This is a genomic window from Paenibacillus sp. SER-28 (genome assembly GCF_052906305.1).
This window is the reverse complement of sequence record NZ_JBRECM010000001.1, coordinates 1049464-1066790: the sequence shown is the minus strand read 5'-3', so window position 1 is coordinate 1066790 and position 17327 is coordinate 1049464. Positions and strand designations below refer to the sequence as shown.

Genomic DNA, 17327 nt, shown 5'->3' with positions numbered 1-17327 from the left:
GCTCTCCCCCCAATTTTAAATCTACCATTCTGAAAACATGAAAAGCTTCTGCGTCAAAAACATCTCCGACCGCAAAAGCTTTTCGTAGCCCTCTTCAATCCTTCTCACAACGACATAGATTCTTCGGAACATTGTCCCGTAACAGCTACCATGTCAACAAAAAGAATGAAGTGAGTATAGTGATATTGCCCTACATCTATATTAGTACGCCCGTGCAAACACTACTGTATGCTTGGCAGGTTTGCCACAACACAAACATGTGGACTTTTGCTCGGTTGTTTTAAACGGTATGTTACGGCTTGTAGCACCTGTTACTTCTTTAACTTTGTCTTCACATTCTTCAGCTCCGCACCAGCCTGCCAAAGTAAAGCCGCGTTTTTCTTCCATGAGAGTCTTCATTTCATCCAGCGTATCGACGGAATAGAAGTTTTCTTCCATAAAATTTTTCGCACGATCAAACATCTCCTGCTGTACCTGTGCGAGCATCGCGTGTACTTCCTCAACCAGATTATCCTGCTGCACGATTTTTTTCTCACCGCTGATGCGGGACACGAGCACACAGACACCGTTTTCCATATCACGAGGTCCGATTTCCAGACGAACCGGCACACCGCGCATTTCATATTCATTAAATTTCCAGCCTGGACTTACATCGCTGCGGTCGTCCATTTTAACACGCACTCCCGCTTGTTTCAACTCAGCAAATAGTTCATCTGCACGAGCGATAACGGCATCACGCTTCTTAGGTGGTCCAATTGGAACCATAATAACCTGCGTAGGCGCAACTTTAGGAGGCAATGCCAGACCACGGTCATCTCCATGTACCATAATCAGTGCACCGATCAAACGTGTACTTGTTCCCCATGAAGTCGTATGCGCGAATTCCAAGTTGTTTTCACGACTCAAATATTTAATGTCAAATGCAACGGCAAAATTAGTTCCCATATAGTGGGAGGTCCCAGCTTGTACCGCCCGTCCATCCTTCATCATCGCTTCCAGTGAAAATGTATCCTTCGCACCTGCAAACTTTTCAGAAGGCGTTTTCTGTCCAGTAATAACCGGAATAGCCAGAACTTCCTCAATAACCTCACGGTATACTTCCAGCATTTTCATCGTTTCTTCGCGTGCTTCTTCTTCTGTTTCATGGGCCGTGTGACCTTCTTGCCACAAAAATTCACTTGTGCGCAAGAAAGGCAGCGTGCGTTTTTCCCAACGCACTACGTTAGCCCATTGGTTAATAAGCACAGGCAGATCACGATAGGATTGAATCCATTTGGAGTACATATGACCAATCATGGTTTCCGAAGTCGGACGAATTGCAAGACGCTCTTCCAGCTTTTCCCCACCAGCCTCGGTTACCCAAGGCAGTTCAGGATTAAACCCTTCGACATGCTCTTTTTCCTTTTGAAAAAAGCTTTCTGGAATGAACATTGGAAAATAGGCATTACGGTGGCCTGTTTCTCTGAAGCGCACGTCCATGGCTTCCTTGATATGCTCCCAGATTTCAAAACCATCGGGGCGGAATACAATACATCCGCGAACAGGGGAATAATCCATCAGTTCTGCTTTTTTAATAACATCAATATACCATCGGGAAAAATCTTCGCTCTGCGGCGTAATTTCCTCGACAAATTGTTTATCGTTCGACATAGAAATGCATGTCCTCCCATACAGACCGTTTTTGTATAAGCCCGTCTCTAATTAACCATTAATTAAGCGTAAAATATCGTTATACGTGACCGCAATCATAAGCAGGAATAGCATAGCAAAACCAACGAAATGGACCATTCCTTCCCTGCTCGGATCAACAGGACGTCCTCTTACCGCCTCTACACCGAGGAAAACAAGTCTGCTTCCATCCAGCGCCGGAATAGGCAATAAATTAAATATCCCCAGATAAAGACTCATTATAGCAGTCCAATACGTCAACTGCTCAATCCCCTGCTTGGCAATTTGCCCCGTCACTTCAAAAGTACGTACCGGTCCTCCCAGGTCATTGATAGAAAAACGTTGAATAAGCTGGCTAAATCCTTGGAAAATAATATCGGTCGTTCTGACCATGGATTGCCCGGCAAATTTGAACGTTTCACCCACACCTGCTTGGCGTTTTGGAAGTTCAGGCACAATGCCCACCTTGCCACCCTTTTGTCCTTCCATTGCACGAGGTGTAATAGTAAGATCAAAGGTCTTATTATCACGACGAACCGTCCACTTCATTGGCTTGTCTTGAGAATCCGCAATCAGTTTGATCATGTTTTCAACATTCGCACCAATGGCTATTCCATTCACCGATTCGATGATATCTCCCTTATGCAAATCAGCTTCAGCAGCAGGCATACCTGCTGTAATTTCACTAATTTGGACATAAGTCGGGTTGTCCACTTGTATGCCGACCATCTGAATATGCAGACCAAACAAAATAAAGGCAAGAATAAAATTCATCAGTGGTCCAGCAAAAATAGCCATCGCACGCTGTCCTACTGTTTTACTCCCATACTGCCGATCCTTGGGTGCAATCTGAATGGATTGACCTTTGGTTACCATCATCGCTTGCGGGTGTACAGTGTATTGCTGATCTTCGCCATCTACATCCAATTTTAAAGTTAACGACTGTTCCAGATCAATATCCAACACTTCGCCACGCACCACATTCTTGCGATTATCCAGTTGGTCCAGATAGATGGTCTTCACGACGTCATCCGTTACGCGTACAGCAATCGTTTGTCCGGTCTCAATTTCATTGACCTCCGGATCCTCTCCCGCCATGCGGGCAAAGCCACCGAACGGCAACAAACGCAACGTAAATCGCGTCTCGTTTCTTTTATAAGAAAACAGTTTCGGACCGAAACCGATCGCAAACTCCCGTACCAGAATCCCGGCGCGCTTGGCAAAATAATAATGCCCCCATTCATGCACTGTCACTATGACGAAAAACATGAGCACCGTCATCAACACTATTTGAATCGTTTCCAATCGTTTCCGTTCCCCTTTCAATGAGATCGAGTTTGTCTTCCTAGATTATCATTATTCTCCGATCCCGCACAAGAGAATCACATTTCGTTTCTAACCCAACATTAGCCTACAATTCCGCAGCTATGCTACGAGTCTCTGCGTCACATGCTTCAATCGCAGACAGATCAGGATTAGCCACATTGACATGCCGCTCCAGCACACGTTCAATAATAGCTTCAATATGCAGAAAAGAAATTTCTCCACGCAGGAAACGGGCAACAGCAATCTCATTAGCTGCATTAAATGCGGTCGGTGCTGTACCACCCATTTTACCACATTCGAAGGCAAGCCTTAAACAAGGAAAACGATTATAATCCATTTCCTTAAAATGGAGTCTGCCCACTTCAGCCAGTGACAACGGCTTCGCCGGGGACTTCATACGCTCAGGATAAGTCAATGCATATTGAATGGGTACTCTCATGTCCGGATTCCCAAGTTGAGCAACAATGCTTGTATCCTGAAACTCAACATAGGAATGAATAATGCTTTCCGGATGAAGCAACACATGAATCTGCTCATAATCAAGTCCGAATAGCCAATGCGCCTCAATGACTTCCAGCCCCTTGTTTACCATCGTTGCCGAATCAATTGTAATTTTAGCCCCCATTGACCAATTGGGATGCTTGAGTGCATCTTCCACTGTAACTTCACGCAACTGTTCTCTTGTCAAATCTCGAAAAGAACCCCCAGATGCTGTGAGAGTAATATGTGCCACATCTTTCATACGCTCACCATTCAAGCATTGGAAAATAGCTGAATGCTCACTGTCAATCGGCAGCAACGGCACTCCTTTCGCCCGAGCTCGCGCTGTGACCAGATGACCAGCAGTAACCAGTGTTTCCTTATTGGCCAAACCGATCTGTTTTCCAGCCTCAATTGCGGCCAGCGTGGAGTGCAATCCGACACTGCCCATTACAGCCGTCACAACCATATCCGCCTCTGTGTTCGCAGCAAGCTCAACGAGTCCTTCATTTCCCCAATGCAGTTCCATTCCAGAAGGCAGTAAAGGACGAATTTCATCCGCCAACTGCCGAGTACCCACAGACACTTTTTTGGGTTTATAAAGATGCGCCTGCTCAGCAAGTAACTTTATATTAGAACCACCTGCTAAAGCCTCAACAGTAAACTGATCCGGGTGCATGGACACTACATCCAGCGTTTGAGTTCCAATAGATCCGGTTGAACCAAGTACCGTAATTCTTTTCATGATGCACCTTCCTATCCTGAAAATCACTTTTATCCAGAAGCTCATTGATTATTATTCAGGCAGCTATGCTACTGGTTCCAACCTTCTAGTAGCGCAGAGTGAGCAGCATAGAGATTAGCCTGAGCATAAACTGTAATCAATAGACTCATGGAAGCAGCATCAGCATATGTACAAATGGAAAAACGACAATCCAGCTGTCGCAGCGGTCTAGTATACCACCGTGCCCTGGCAGCAGATTACCGGAATCTTTAATGCCGTACACTCGTTTGTATGCAGATTGTACCAAATCGCCCAGTTGTCCCACAACTGCACATGACAAACCGATACCGATGGCTTTGCCCCATGGCAGCAGTCCACCCGATAATCCAGCGAATACAAGAGCTATAACCAACGCTAAAACAATGCCGCCAATGGATCCTTCGACCGTTTTGTTCGGACTGATCGCAGGCCATAATTTCGTCTTCCCTGCCATTTTGCCTACAAAATATGCCCCTGCATCACTTGCCCAAATACAAGCCAATAATAAAAATGTCCATAACAGTCCATGTTCCATATGACGTGATTCCGCAATATACGAAAATCCAAACCCTATATAAACGGTACCAAGAAATAATATAGCTACCGTTTGAATCGGGATTTTATTTTTTGTTCCTACCGTGATGATCATAAAAGCTATCATTACCAGCCAAAGCATACTGGCAAAGGGTAAGGGTGAGTGCAAACCAAAAGGTTCATACGGGAATACAAAAGCTAATATGCTTACGTATCCAAGTATTGCTGTACCTCCAAAAGGAGATACCTGCGTCATTCGTGCGAACTCATAAAATCCGATTAGGGCCATCGCCAATATAAGCAAATGGTAGGCCAAGCCGCCCCACAGGACCATCGCCAAAAAGAATATGCCTGCCAGAATACCGGTAATTAATCTCTGTCTCAACGGCTTTCATCCTCCATTTACTTCAGTCCGCCATACCGCCGTGTTCTTTGCTGATATTCGATCACTGCTTCGTATAAGTGTTCTTTCTTAAACTCAGGCCAATAAATATCAGTAAACCACAACTCACTGTAGGCAAGCTGCCAGAGCATAAAATTACTAAGTCTAAGCTCACCGCTTGTTCGAATCAGTAAATCAGGGTCTGGCATACCACTAGAAAGCAACGTATTACCGATCAGCTCAGATGTTATATCTTCTGTTTTAAGCTTCCCATCCGCAATTTGACGGCCCAATGTTTGCATGCATTCTGTGATTTCCAACCGACTTCCATAATTTAATGCAAAATTAAGAACAAGTCCGGTATTATTTTCAGTTCGTCGAGTCGCTTCAGTCAGCGCCTCAACGGTATGGGAAGGTAAATGTTCCTTATTGCCCATCATACGCACTTGCACATTTTTTTCAATCAGCTCATCTAGCTCAATAGCCAGAAATTCCTGCGGTAAGCGCATTAGAAAATCAACTTCGTCCTTTGGACGCGTCCAATTTTCAGTTGAAAATGCAAACAAAGTCAAATACTTAATACCCAGTTCATCCGCTGCAATTGCTGTGCGTTTCACTGCCTTCATTCCATTTTGGTGCCCTACAATCCGCGGCATTCCAATCCGTTTGGCCCATCTGCCGTTCCCATCCATGATGACAGCAACATGCTGCGGAATATTGTCTTTTGAAATGGCCGGTGTTTGCTGTTTTTGTTCCCCGTTCCACCAAGACCGAACCCGTTTGATCATTCCAGTTCCTCCAGCATTCTCTGAAAATGTGCCTCAGGCTTGAAAAGAGACAAACCCCACCGTAAGGGAGGGGCTGCCAATCTTTTAAACTTCCATAATTTCTTTTTCTTTTGCAGCTAAAACTTTATCCACTTCAGCGATAAACTTATCAGTTGTTTTCTGGATATCTTCCTGATGTTTACGAGATTCGTCCTCGGAAATATCACTTTTCTCCAATTTTTTGATGTCATCATTGGCATCACGACGAATGTTACGAATAGCGATCTTCGCTTCTTCACCGTTCTTCTTCGTCAACTTCACCAAGTCAGTTCTGCGTTCCTCCGTCAAAGCAGGAATGCTCAGACGAATGGTGTTACCATCATTCGAAGGTGTCAAACCTAAATCGGATTTTTGTATAGCGCGCTCGATATCGGCCAAGGAAGATTTGTCCCAAGGCTGAATCATCAAGGTCCGGCTGTCAGGTGTATTGATATTCGCCAGCTGGTTGACTGGAGTCATTGCACCATAATACTCTACCTGTACACGGTCCAGTAAAGCTGGTGTCGCCCGTCCTGCACGCAAAGATGCAAGATCACGTTGCAATGCTTGGATTGCTTTTTGCATGCGTTCCTCAGCACTCTTTTTCACAGATTGTGGCATTAATTTACACTCCCTTTGACGATCGTACCAATTTTCTCACCCAGCACGACACGTTTAATGTTACCTTGCTCTGTAATAGCAAAGACAATCAACGGAATATTGTTATCCATGCACAACGAGGAAGCGGTAGAATCCATGACACCGAGATTTTTGTTGAGCACATCCAAATACGTAAGCTGCTCATATTTCTCGGCTGTGCTATCTTTAAACGGATCAGCAGAATATACGCCATCCACTTTATTTTTAGCCATCAGAATTACTTCCGCTTCAATTTCAGCAGCACGTAGTGCAGCAGTAGTATCAGTCGAGAAAAACGGATTACCTGTACCTGCTGCAAAAATAACAACCCGACCTTTTTCCAAATGACGGATAGCTCTACGGCGGATATAAGGTTCAGCAATCTGTTGCATCGCAATGGATGTTTGTACACGAGTAGGTACTTCAATCTGTTCCAAAGCATCCTGTAAGGCCAGTGAGTTCATCACTGTTGCCAGCATACCCATGTAATCTGCCGTGGCCCGGTCAATTCCGTTGGCACTTCCAGCAATACCACGCCAGATGTTACCGCCACCACACACGATAGCAACTTCTACTCCCAGTTCCACCACGTCTTTGACTTGTTCGGCAATGGACGCAATCGTATCCGCATCAATACCGTAACCGTTAGGACCTGACAGCGATTCACCACTAACTTTCAGGACAACACGCTTAAACACAGGTTTTTCCAAATGATCACCCTCCAATATCATTTATACTTTATGTAACAGGATAGGTGTCCTGTTGCAAGAAAAGGAACACTGATGTGTTCCATTTCCGTTTTTTCCATATGCAATTACCGTTCGTTGGTAATTATTGTTTCACTTGAGACATAACTTCTTCGTAGAAGTTATCTTCTTTTTTCTCCAGACCTTCACCCAGTTCAAAACGAACAAAGCGACGCAGGGAGATGTTTTCGCCAATTGTACTGATTTTTTCGTTGATAAGCGTGGAGATTGTTTTGTCTGGATCTTTGATGAAAGATTGCTCCAACAAGCAGAACTCCTCATAGAACTTACCAATGCGGCCTTCAACCATTTTTTCAACGATTTTCTCTGGTTTACCTTCGTTCAGAGCTTGTGCTTTCAGGATTTCTTTTTCTTTTTCGATTTCTTCCTGTGGCACTTCTTCACGACGAACATAACGAGGGTTCGATGCAGCGATATGCATTGCAATGTCGCGTACAAAATCTCTGAACTGGTCTGTTTTAGCTACGAAGTCTGTTTCGCAGTTTACTTCTACCAGTACGCCGATGCGGCCGCCAGCATGGATGTAGGATTCAACAACACCTTCAGTAGCAATACGACCTGCTTTGTTGGCTGCAGCTGCAAGTCCTTTTTCGCGCAGAACTTCAACCGCTTTTGTCAAATCACCGTTTGCTTCTTCAAGCGCTTTTTTACAATCCAGCATTCCTGCGCCTGTTTTTTCACGAAGCTCTTTTACTGCGCTAGCATTAACTGCCATATTATTTCCCTCCAAATTTGATTTTCAGTGGTATACCGTGCTTTATTCCTTAAAAAAAGGGTAGTGAGAGGTTATACACCTGCCAACCACCCTTTTCATTTAATTCATATAGGTATTTCCTAATGGAAATATTATGCTGTAGTTTCTTCGCCTTGGTTTGCTTCCATAACTGCATCAGCCATTTTACCTGTCAGCAATTTAACAGCGCGGATTGCGTCGTCATTACCTGGGATAACATAGTCGATTTCGTCTGGATCGCAGTTTGTATCAACGATACCTACGATTGGGATACCCAATTTGCGAGCTTCAGCAACCGCGATACGTTCTTTGCGTGGATCAATGATGAACAGAGCACTCGGAAGGCCCTTCATGTTTTTGATACCGCCCAAGAATTTTTCAAGACGATCTTTTTCTTTGCGAAGAATGATAACTTCTTTTTTAGGAAGAACTGCGAATGTACCGTCTTCTTCCCAAGCTTCCAGTTGTTTCAAACGGTCAATACGTTTTTGAATCGTTTGGAAGTTAGTCAGCGTACCACCCAACCAACGTTGGTTAATGTAGAATTGACCAGCGCGTGCTGCTTCTTCTTTAACGGAATCTTGTGCTTGTTTCTTCGTGCCTACGAACAGAATTGTACCATTCTCAGCTGCAATGCTTTTTACGAAGTTGTAAGCTTCCTCAACCTTTTTCACTGTCTTTTGCAAGTCAATGATGTAAATACCGTTTCTTTCAGTGAAGATATAACGATCCATTTTCGGGTTCCAGCGACGTGTTTGGTGACCAAAGTGAACCCCAGCTTCCAAAAGCTGTTTCATGGAGATTACTGCCATCTTCACGCACCTCCTAAGTTTGGTTTTTTGTGTGTCCTCCGCCGACATCATTTTTCATAAAGACTTTCCATTGGAAAGCACCCTCTATAAAATTAACCGACGTGCGTTTTTAACACCGTCAATTAATATACCATAACACTTGCATCGTTGCAACCAACTTTTCGACAATAGTTGGAACAACGCAAAATGTGACGTTTTACGCCTCTTATCGAACTTGTCAGCATGAATAAAAGCCGTCCACTTCCCGGTCTGGTCAGTTGGACGGCTTTTTCGTAATTTTAGTAATAATAGAACTGAAATCCTCACCTTTAGCGAACTGATAGGTACCGGTACGAATTTTGGTATTGATTTTTTGGGCCTTAGCTGCTGCCTCAAATGCACTAGCATCCGACACAACCCCTGCCCGTTGCAATCCTGATGCCACACTTCTCAAATTGCTTCCCGATGCAATGCTATACTGCACTTGTGGGGTGGCAGGCTGCTTGGGGATGTTGGGAGTCGTTGTAGTGCCAGACCTTTGAGTTTGCGGCTTATTCGGACTTTGTGGAACCGATGCGCTGGTCGAAGGTTTAGAAGCCGCCGAGGATGTGCTATTTGCAGGTACCTTTGGTGTTGACGGAGTTTGAGCTGGTTTAGCCTTTTGGGGTGCAACCGGAGTTTTGTTGCCTTCCTTGATCACCTTATTACGCCATTCCTCTTCTGTCATTTTCGGATCAGAACTGTCACTGATCTGAAGATTTAATTCGGCAGCTGCCTTTTCTAATTGCTCTCGCGTCATGTTTTTTGGGTCTGTTGAAGATTGCTGCGATTGTCCCTGACCGATCATTGCCAGTTGCAACAGCAATGCCCCCGTTATAAGGCCCGTACCCATGCCTAGCATAAATGAACGGTTTTTGATCACGTTACATCCTCCCGCTCCGCGAGTTGCAATATAAGCTGTACTTCCCCCCGCTGGATGCCTGATTGCTTGGCTATATAATCCAACGACTTGCCTTGCTCATGCAGCGCAAACAACTCTTGATAACGATCACGGATGGACTCTACTTCCTGCTCAGTTTCAGGGTCTTGCAATACTGTCTGCTCCTCCATAGTTACGAGAGGAGCTTCTGAATCAGAATAGCCTTCCTGTACAGACACCCCAGGTTGCGGACTTTGAAATTGACCGTAAGCAACCGCTGCCTGATGAGAAGTTACTGTATGTTGTATTTCCTTAGATACAGGCTCGGTTTGCATAGAAACAGTAGCAAACATAGCCTGGCGCTCAAGCTCCACGACACGGTTCCGAAGCTCAGCTACTTGTTCCTGTAATGCCGCCTGTTTAACTGTATGCTCCTGCTTCATACCAGATACGAGCTCAATCAGCTCGTCATTGTCGTTTTCAATATCGGCCATATACTGCTCCAATGTGGCCTCGACCTTTTGAACGACGGCCTCTTCTGTTCCCCGGCCTGGCTGACGCTTAGGCAGAAGCCAGGCGTAGACAACAGCTGCAGCGCCCAGCAGAACAATATAAATCCATGGTTGATCCACTGCCCATCGTCTCCTTTAATAACGCTTCTCCACCTGTCGGATCAGAGCGAAAAATCAATATGGTGTCCCTTGTACGGATGCTCTGCCGGATGCTCCTTAGGCACCTCAGTCTCATCTGATTGGGAACGGCTCTGCTGGGAAGAATCTCTGCTCTGCCCTCCCGTTTGCCGCTCACCGACGAATGTTTCTGCAGACTGATCTATGGCGCCGCTTCGTTGACGCATGTTCTCTGTCTCCAGCGCGCCCTTTTGTCCAAGCAATGCTTGATCATTCATCGGCCGCTGCTGGGACTCACTTTGGTATTTTCCTGCTTCACTCGTGCGAGGTACGGCAATTTGCAATTCAACAGCCTTCAAGCTCATTGGACCACACCCTTTCCGATTGGGCATCCGTATCTGTCTTTCAAGGAATACAATGTTGAATGATTAACAGTGTGCTGAATTACACGTAGGAGGACATGCTGATGTCTCCCTCATGATAATAAAACGCCATTCTTTCCACTGAATCTTTAATAAATTTTGTATATCTGCCGATAACTATTTTAGAGCCACCGTAAATCACATTTTTCACTTCTACCCGTGCCCGGCTCGTATCCTCTAATGTTCGTTCAATTTCAAGCATTCTGGACTTGGTTTCCAAAAGCTCCTGTTCATTAGATTTTTTAGTAGACGCCAGCTTGATTCGCATTGCCATTCTTTCAGGTGCAAGCTGTCCGGCGGCAGCAAGCTGATCCAATATGGTAAGGGCCTTATTCGTTTTATCCTGGCTGTCTGTCTGCTGCTTCAAACGTGTGCGGAGTTCTGTCAGTTCATCGCGCAGTTCAGGAAGCACACCCACTTCGATAACAGTAGCTGTGGACATCGTATTACCGATGGTACGAGCTACTACCTTTTTGCCAGCTTGTACACTGCCACCTACGATAAGCCCTTTGGTCCCCTCGCAGAGTACATTTACACTCGCTTTAATCTGGGAATGCATGATGCTCTGGGATACAAGTATATCGCCTCCCGCAATCACGTTACCATCTTGTATGAATGAGCATTTGACATTTTGTGCAGCTTTCACGAACCCCTTATGGTATCCGATAATGCCGCCACTGATTTCCACTGAACCTTCCGCCTCAATTTCAGCGCCTTCCACACCACCGATGACACGAATGTCGCCAGCCGCCCGAACGCGAAACCCTGTCAAGACATTCCCACGAATGACGACGGTTCCAACAAAATCAATGTTACCGACACTATAATCGACGTCCCCGTTCACTTCATACACGGGGAACACATTAAGCTTGCCCTTTTCAGTCGTAGTCACCAGTCCGTCAATAGCCGCATACATGGCAACACCTTCCGGATGGATCACTACATTTTTTCCAACTTTAAAACGCGCCTCTCTACCTGGAAGAAAAGGAATTTCCTCTCCGGTTACAGCAATCCCCGGTACACCCGGCAGAGGATCAACTCGTTCGGCAATCAGTTGTCCACGTTTTACATTTCTTAAACGAGTTAGTTCTTTATAATCCACCCGTCCATCTACGGTTTCAAGTGGCTTATGTGCATCTTCGCCAGTCACAATATCAGCCAGATTAATTTTTCCGTCTTTGCCATGGACCGCCTGCTTTCCCTGAGCAATCAGTAATTTTCCGAAGAAATGATCTTCCGGATTTGCCGCAAATACACGAATCGCATCGGTCATTAAACCGTAGGATATTTTTTGGTTGCTTAGAAAACGCTCTAATTCTTCCACAGAACATGCAAAACCTTCTTCACGTTTGGCAAACTCCAAGTAGGCTGTTTGTTTGTCAGGTGAGACAACCACTTTTAAATACTGGTCCAAAGCATATTGCTTCTCCACAAGGGTGCTCCTTCCGTCTAACTGTTACTGTAACCTCCCGTACGTTAATCTTTACGCATTAGCAAATCCCGTTGTTTGTCCAATGTCGCTCTTAGACGTAATATTGCTTTGGAATGCAACTGTGAAATTCGCGATGGAGATAGCGACATGACCTCAGCGATTTCGCTGAGTGACAAATCCTCGTAATACAATAAAGAAACAACGATACGTTCTTTTTCAGTCAATTTATCAATGCCTTGTGCAAGGGCATCACGAAGCGTAAATTCATTAACCTTATGATCCGGATTTTTCGCCTTCTCGTCCACCAAAAGGGAAAGCCGTGTTTCCGATTCCTCTTCACGGATCGGGTCCTCCAGTGAGACAATCGACATAACAGCGACTTCCTGGATCATACTTTGAAACTCTTTTTCAGAAACGTCCAAATAATGGCTCATCTCTTCGTCGCTTACCGTGCGTAAATATCTTTGTTCCAAATGCTGGTAGGCATCCTCGATTTTTTTTGCTTTTTCCCTAACTGAACGAGGAACCCAATCCCCTTGACGAAGACCATCCAAAATCGCTCCGCGAACACGCCAAGAAGCATAAGTCTCAAACTGCAAACCACGCTCATAGTCAAATTTCTCTAAAGCGTCAATCAAACCCATAACGCCGTTACTCGCCAGATCATCCTTGGATACATTTTTGGGCAAGCCTACTGCAAGGCGGCCCGAAACATATTCCACAATATGGAGATACTTTTCAATCAACTGTTTTTTTGCTTCCTTGTCACCGTGTTCTTTCCATTGCTCCCATAGTTCGGAATGGTTTAAATGAGCGGCTTTACGCTCGTTCATCGGCTTCACCCTCCTTATTTGTCTGTCAGGTGACGAACGGCCTTGGCCAATTCTTCAGGGTCCTTGTTGGAAACCAGCTTAGGTGGGTTTAAAGGCGCGAAACCATTGTTCCCTTCGTCCGTCTGATCTGGTTTCGGTTTCAGCAATTCATTCAGGTTTTCATTCTCATCTGGTGTCGTCAGGTCCAGATTCCCCCCTACGCCATCTACCTGAGAGCTTGCCCGGCTTTGGGCATTCCCCAGATCTGGCCGCGCTACAACACCTAGTGTCCAGCGCAGCACAAATGCAAGTAGGAACCAAAAAACGAAGGCGATCAAGCCACGAATTAAGCTCGTGGTCAGCAGATTGCTGCCAACGGACAACACAAAAGTCAGAATAAATCCGACTACTCCAGACCAAAGATTAATGCGTAAGCTGCCAAATAACATGTTTATAATTCCTTTACACCTTTTTGTACGCTTCGAATATTCAAAACGCCAGTTTCAGAGTCCAACTCAATCGTTCGTCCATAATTGCCACCTGTGTCCTCCGCAATCAAGGGAATACCGAGATCTACGAGCATCTCTTTGCATGATTCTACATTGCGTGGACCAATGCGCATGGTATCTCCACTACCGGCAAAGGCGAACATCTGCGCTCCCCCTGCCATTTTGGCAATCAGTCTGCGTCGTTCAGCACCCAATTTCAGCATCCGCTCAAATAACTCGGGCAGCGCCGTATCGGCGTATTTAGCAATATTCAGTTGCCCTTCACGTGCAATATCCGAGGATGGTAGCATCACATGTGCCATACCTGCCAGTTTCAAGTGAGGATCGTAGAGAGTCAATCCGACGCAAGAACCAAGTCCTGTCGTGCGAATCGAGTTCGGGTTACTGGTAACATTTAAGTCAGCCATACCGACTTTAATGATGCTTTTATCCTCAATCATCGTTCATCGGGACTCCTAACGACCTAAAGATTTTCCCGAACGATTCTGGATCAGGAATCAGGAAAAATTGACCCTCTATCTGATTCTGCCCTTCCAGAAACGATGTGTCAATCAATAATGCAGCATCTCCCATCTGCCCAAACTGCAACAGTCCATAGCTGAGAATTGCTCCTGCCATGTCCAACGCCAGCGCAGGGACTGTTGGATACATAGATAAACGCGTAAAGTCTGCCAGCGAAGACAAGTATGAGCCTGCTAAAATGTTTCCGATCTCCGACAGGGCTGAGTGCTCCATTTCGTTAAAACTGTCCTCGTCATCTGAAGGAATATTCGCCAAACGGGAAAGTAAGCCTTTTGCCGCCTGAGGCTGCAATATGAAGAATAGATTCCCGGGGGCTTCCCCTTCTACCCTAAAAAATATGGCGACAACAAGTTGCTCATAGCCGCCGACTTTCTCGGCAATTTCCTCAAAGGGCAGCATTTGTACTTTGGGCACACCCATATCGACCGGTTTATTGAGAAGCCGGGAGAGCGCTGTAGCAGCGTTCCCCGAGCCAATGTTGCCGACTTCTTTCAACACATCCAACTTGAAGTCTTCAAGATTTCCGAGATTTTCCATATGTTAATCCTCTAAGCCTTCCAGTTGGTTCATCTCGCTACGATTCAGGACTTCGGACAAGTTCAGCATAATCAACAAGCGCTCTTCACCAATCTTAGCAACTCCGCGAAGGTATTTAGCCTTAACTCCGCCAATCACTTCGGGTGGTGTCTCGATATTATCAGTATTCAGGTCAATAACGTCATTCGCTGAGTCAACGATAAAGCCGACTTGCATTTCACCCACTGCAACGATAATGATGCGAGTTTGATCGGTATATTCAGCTTCAGGTAATCCAAACCGGCCACGAAGATCAATAACCGGAATGACTACGCCTCTCATGTTGAATACGCCTTTAACAAAATCGTAGGTTCTTGGAACCCGTGTAATCGGCACCATGCGTTCAATAGATTGGACTTTTTCTACTTCAACACCGTATTCCTCTTCACCAAGCTTAAATACGATAACTTTAATTTCTTCTCCCATGTCTAAAAAACCTCCTTATTGATGTCAGCAACTTCACATTTCTTTCATTTTTGATGAAGACATTATTTAATGAAAACATTTGGGTCGATGATCAAAGCAACCTGACCGTCACCCAGAATCGTGGCGCCTGAAATTCCTTGGATGTTTGGAAGGTATTTGCCCAGATTTTTAAGGACAATTTCACTTTGTCCCAAAAAGTCCTGTACGGAAAGAGCTGCCAGACGGTCTCCCTTGCGGATGACCACGACCTCTGTCTCTTCTTCTTCATCTTCATTGAAGTCCGGTACCTCGAACAGCTGACTCAAGGAGATGAGCGGGATATGAGAATCGCGGAAAGCAATCATTTTATTGCCATGTACTGAACGAATTTGTGTCCGCTTGACGATCGCAGTCTCCACAATGGAGGACAATGGAATCGCATATTTTTCAGAACCGATCTGTATCATCATGGCTGCAATAATGGATAGGGTCAGCGGCAATTGTACAGAGAAATTAGTGCCTTGGCCCAGTGTAGAGTGAACCGTAACATTGCCACCCAAAGCGGTGATTTTGGATTTAACAACGTCCAAACCGACACCACGTCCTGATACGTCTGAAATGACTGCAGCTGTACTGAAGCCCGGAGCAAACAATACCTGATAGGCTTCCTCGTCGGTCATGACCGCTGCTTGCTCTGCCGTCAAAATCCCTTTAGAAATAGCACTGTTTAGTACCTTATCGCGATTAATACCATTTCCGTCGTCTTCAATCTCGATGAATACGTTATTTCCGCTATGGAAAGCACGCAAGTGAACCGTTCCTGTCTCAGGTTTACCAGCTGCAATCCGGTCGGCTACCGACTCAATGCCATGATCCACGGAGTTCCGAAGCAAATGCACCAGAGGATCGCCAATTTCGTCGATAACAGTGCGGTCCATTTCAGTCTCTGCTCCAGTAATAACCAAATCAAGTTTTTTATCCAGCGATTTCGCCAGATCGCGCACCATACGCGGGAAACGATTGAAAACAGTATCTACTGGTACCATCCGCAATTTAAGAACGACGTTTTGCAAATCGCTGCTCACACGACTCATGTGCTCTACTGTTTCTGTCAGTGCTGGATTGGAAGCTTCACTTGCCAACTGCTCTAACCGCACACGGTCAATGAGCAACTCGCTAAATAAGTTCATAAGTACATCCAGGCGTTCAATATCTACGCGAATCGTACGGTTATGCGTAGGCGCAGCTGCCTTAGCTGCTGGCGCTTTACCTGCTGCTGGCTTAGCCACAGAGGCCGCAGCTGGAGACTGCGGCTGGGATGGAGCAGGTGGTTGCACGGCAACAGGTGCTTCCTGCACCGCAGCAGCCTCAGCCAGTCCAGCAGTAACTTCGCTCATTTGTTTAAGCGATTCCTGATCTAGTTGTACCACTGAGACAGTGTCAATTTCAGAGATACCCGCGATTTCCTTTTCCAGCTCCCCAACTTCTTTCTGCGTTATGTAATATAACGAGAAGCTTTGCTCGAATTTCTCCTGCTCAATATCCTGTACCGACGGATAGGCCTTGACGATTTCACCAGAGTTTTCCAGCGTGTTGAACACCATAAAGGCACGTGCCGCTTTCAACTGGCTCTCTGAGCTGATTGTTACCTGTATATAGTGAACACGATGACCTTCAGAAATAGATTGCTCCAGTACAGAATACTGGAACTGATCCAAGACAAGCCCAGCACTATCGTTTTTGTCCACTTTTTTAGATGGAGACTCCTCAGTGGCAGCATTTGTGCCGGACTTTTGGAAATCCCCACTCACGATGGATTGTAGGGAAGATACAATAGAGGAGACATCCGCTTTCCCGTCGCCTCCCTCTGTAATGTGCTGCACCATGGACTCCAAAGCATCCAATCCTTTAAATAAGGTATCGAATATAAATTCATGCATCGCCAGCTTGTTGTTACGTACCAGATCAAGAACGTTTTCCATTTGGTGAGTTAGCGATGCTAGGTCTTCAAATCCCATCGTAGCAGCCATTCCTTTGAGGGTATGGGCAGAACGGAAAATCACCTGAACGATGCCTAGATCGGTTGGATTGCTTTCCAGTTGAAGCATTTTTTCGTTAAGAGATTGCAGATGATCATTCGACTCATCAATAAACATGTTTAAATATTGGTTCATGTCCATTGTGAGACACCTCCTCCATGAGTTACACTCCG

Annotated in this window: 19 protein-coding genes; all 19 read right to left on the bottom strand. The window is 45.5% G+C overall.

What is annotated here, in order from left to right; genetic code table 11:
* Positions 1–201: 201 nt before the first annotated feature.
* Positions 202–1650, bottom strand: a complete 1449-nt coding sequence (proS, locus tag ACUYLD_RS05125) for a proline--tRNA ligase (protein WP_069291738.1) — start codon at positions 1648–1650, stop codon at positions 202–204.
* A gap of 51 nt (positions 1651–1701) precedes the next feature.
* Complete coding sequence (gene rseP, locus ACUYLD_RS05120; protein WP_061829443.1) at positions 1702–2973, bottom strand: RIP metalloprotease RseP; 1272 nt, start codon at positions 2971–2973, stop codon at positions 1702–1704.
* Between the two features lie 106 nt (positions 2974–3079).
* Positions 3080–4219, bottom strand: coding sequence for a 1-deoxy-D-xylulose-5-phosphate reductoisomerase (locus tag ACUYLD_RS05115; protein WP_446674531.1), 1140 nt, complete (start codon positions 4217–4219; stop codon positions 3080–3082).
* A 145-nt stretch (positions 4220–4364) separates the two neighbouring features.
* The gene (locus ACUYLD_RS05110) at positions 4365–5156 is read right to left on the bottom strand and encodes a phosphatidate cytidylyltransferase (protein WP_029517015.1); all 792 of its coding nucleotides are present in this window, start codon (positions 5154–5156) and stop codon (positions 4365–4367) included.
* Between the two features lie 17 nt (positions 5157–5173).
* Entirely contained in the window at positions 5174–5941 is a 768-nt protein-coding gene (locus tag ACUYLD_RS05105) for an isoprenyl transferase (protein WP_023988210.1), read from the bottom strand.
* Between the two features lie 84 nt (positions 5942–6025).
* Positions 6026–6580, bottom strand: a complete 555-nt coding sequence (gene frr, locus ACUYLD_RS05100; RefSeq protein WP_029517013.1) for a ribosome recycling factor — start codon at positions 6578–6580, stop codon at positions 6026–6028.
* Positions 6580–7308, bottom strand: a complete 729-nt coding sequence (gene pyrH, locus ACUYLD_RS05095) for a UMP kinase (protein ID WP_013309918.1) — start codon at positions 7306–7308, stop codon at positions 6580–6582. Before pyrH ends, frr begins: the two co-directional genes overlap by 1 nt.
* 121 nt (positions 7309–7429) lie before the next feature.
* On the bottom strand, positions 7430–8080 hold the full coding sequence (gene tsf, locus ACUYLD_RS05090) for a translation elongation factor Ts (protein WP_013309917.1): 651 nt from the start codon (positions 8078–8080) through the stop codon (positions 7430–7432).
* Between the two features lie 131 nt (positions 8081–8211).
* Positions 8212–8910, bottom strand: coding sequence for a 30S ribosomal protein S2 (gene rpsB / locus ACUYLD_RS05085; protein WP_013309916.1), 699 nt, complete (start codon positions 8908–8910; stop codon positions 8212–8214).
* Between the two features lie 253 nt (positions 8911–9163).
* On the bottom strand, positions 9164–9811 hold the full coding sequence (locus ACUYLD_RS05080; RefSeq protein ID WP_061829445.1) for an endolytic transglycosylase MltG: 648 nt from the start codon (positions 9809–9811) through the stop codon (positions 9164–9166).
* Positions 9808–10440 carry a hypothetical protein gene (locus ACUYLD_RS05075; protein ID WP_061829446.1) on the bottom strand — a complete coding sequence of 211 codons (633 nt, stop codon included), beginning with the start codon at positions 10438–10440 and terminating at the stop codon, positions 9808–9810. Before ACUYLD_RS05075 ends, ACUYLD_RS05080 begins: the two co-directional genes overlap by 4 nt.
* Positions 10441–10481: 41 nt before the next feature.
* The gene (locus tag ACUYLD_RS05070) at positions 10482–10802 is read right to left on the bottom strand and encodes a hypothetical protein (RefSeq protein WP_446674530.1); all 321 of its coding nucleotides are present in this window, start codon (positions 10800–10802) and stop codon (positions 10482–10484) included.
* Positions 10803–10881: 79 nt separating this feature from the next.
* Positions 10882–12291 (bottom strand): DUF342 domain-containing protein, encoded by a 1410-nt coding sequence (locus tag ACUYLD_RS05065; RefSeq protein ID WP_446674529.1) that lies wholly within the window; start codon positions 12289–12291, stop codon positions 10882–10884.
* 44 nt (positions 12292–12335) lie between these two features.
* Positions 12336–13124, bottom strand: a complete 789-nt coding sequence (locus ACUYLD_RS05060) for a FliA/WhiG family RNA polymerase sigma factor (RefSeq protein ID WP_016820968.1) — start codon at positions 13122–13124, stop codon at positions 12336–12338.
* Positions 13125–13138: 14 nt separating this feature from the next.
* Positions 13139–13552: a hypothetical protein gene (locus ACUYLD_RS05055; protein WP_322159323.1), complete on the bottom strand. Its 414-nt coding sequence runs from the start codon at positions 13550–13552 to the stop codon at positions 13139–13141.
* Between the two features lie 2 nt (positions 13553–13554).
* Positions 13555–14052, bottom strand: coding sequence for a chemotaxis protein CheD (locus tag ACUYLD_RS05050; protein ID WP_010346358.1), 498 nt, complete (start codon positions 14050–14052; stop codon positions 13555–13557).
* Entirely contained in the window at positions 14045–14671 is a 627-nt protein-coding gene (locus ACUYLD_RS05045) for a chemotaxis protein CheC (protein WP_061829449.1), read from the bottom strand. Before ACUYLD_RS05045 ends, ACUYLD_RS05050 begins: the two co-directional genes overlap by 8 nt.
* Positions 14672–14674: 3 nt before the next feature.
* Complete coding sequence (locus ACUYLD_RS05040) at positions 14675–15136, bottom strand: chemotaxis protein CheW (protein ID WP_007430046.1); 462 nt, start codon at positions 15134–15136, stop codon at positions 14675–14677.
* A gap of 62 nt (positions 15137–15198) precedes the next feature.
* Complete coding sequence (locus ACUYLD_RS05035; RefSeq protein ID WP_061829450.1) at positions 15199–17295, bottom strand: chemotaxis protein CheA; 2097 nt, start codon at positions 17293–17295, stop codon at positions 15199–15201.
* Positions 17296–17327 lie beyond the last annotated feature (32 nt).

Excerpts from the sequence above, each read along its gene's own strand:
- proS (WP_069291738.1), bottom strand. The coding sequence starts at position 1,650 with ATGTCGAACGATAAACAATTTGTCGAGGAAATTACGCCGCAGAGCGAA.
- ACUYLD_RS05115 (WP_446674531.1), bottom strand. The coding sequence starts at position 4,219 with ATGAAAAGAATTACGGTACTTGGTTCAACCGGATCTATTGGAACTCAA.
- ACUYLD_RS05105 (WP_023988210.1), bottom strand. The coding sequence starts at position 5,941 with ATGATCAAACGGGTTCGGTCTTGGTGGAACGGGGAACAAAAACAGCAA.
- frr (WP_029517013.1), bottom strand. The coding sequence starts at position 6,580 with ATGCCACAATCTGTGAAAAAGAGTGCTGAGGAACGCATGCAAAAAGCA.
- tsf (WP_013309917.1), bottom strand. The coding sequence starts at position 8,080 with ATGGCAGTTAATGCTAGCGCAGTAAAAGAGCTTCGTGAAAAAACAGGC.
- rpsB (WP_013309916.1), bottom strand. The coding sequence starts at position 8,910 with ATGGCAGTAATCTCCATGAAACAGCTTTTGGAAGCTGGGGTTCACTTT.
- ACUYLD_RS05070 (WP_446674530.1), bottom strand. The coding sequence starts at position 10,802 with ATGAGCTTGAAGGCTGTTGAATTGCAAATTGCCGTACCTCGCACGAGT.
- ACUYLD_RS05060 (WP_016820968.1), bottom strand. The coding sequence starts at position 13,124 with ATGAACGAGCGTAAAGCCGCTCATTTAAACCATTCCGAACTATGGGAG.
- ACUYLD_RS05055 (WP_322159323.1), bottom strand. The coding sequence starts at position 13,552 with ATGTTATTTGGCAGCTTACGCATTAATCTTTGGTCTGGAGTAGTCGGA.
- ACUYLD_RS05050 (WP_010346358.1), bottom strand. The coding sequence starts at position 14,052 with ATGATTGAGGATAAAAGCATCATTAAAGTCGGTATGGCTGACTTAAAT.
- ACUYLD_RS05045 (WP_061829449.1), bottom strand. The coding sequence starts at position 14,671 with ATGGAAAATCTCGGAAATCTTGAAGACTTCAAGTTGGATGTGTTGAAA.
- ACUYLD_RS05040 (WP_007430046.1), bottom strand. The coding sequence starts at position 15,136 with ATGGGAGAAGAAATTAAAGTTATCGTATTTAAGCTTGGTGAAGAGGAA.
- ACUYLD_RS05035 (WP_061829450.1), bottom strand. The coding sequence starts at position 17,295 with ATGGACATGAACCAATATTTAAACATGTTTATTGATGAGTCGAATGAT.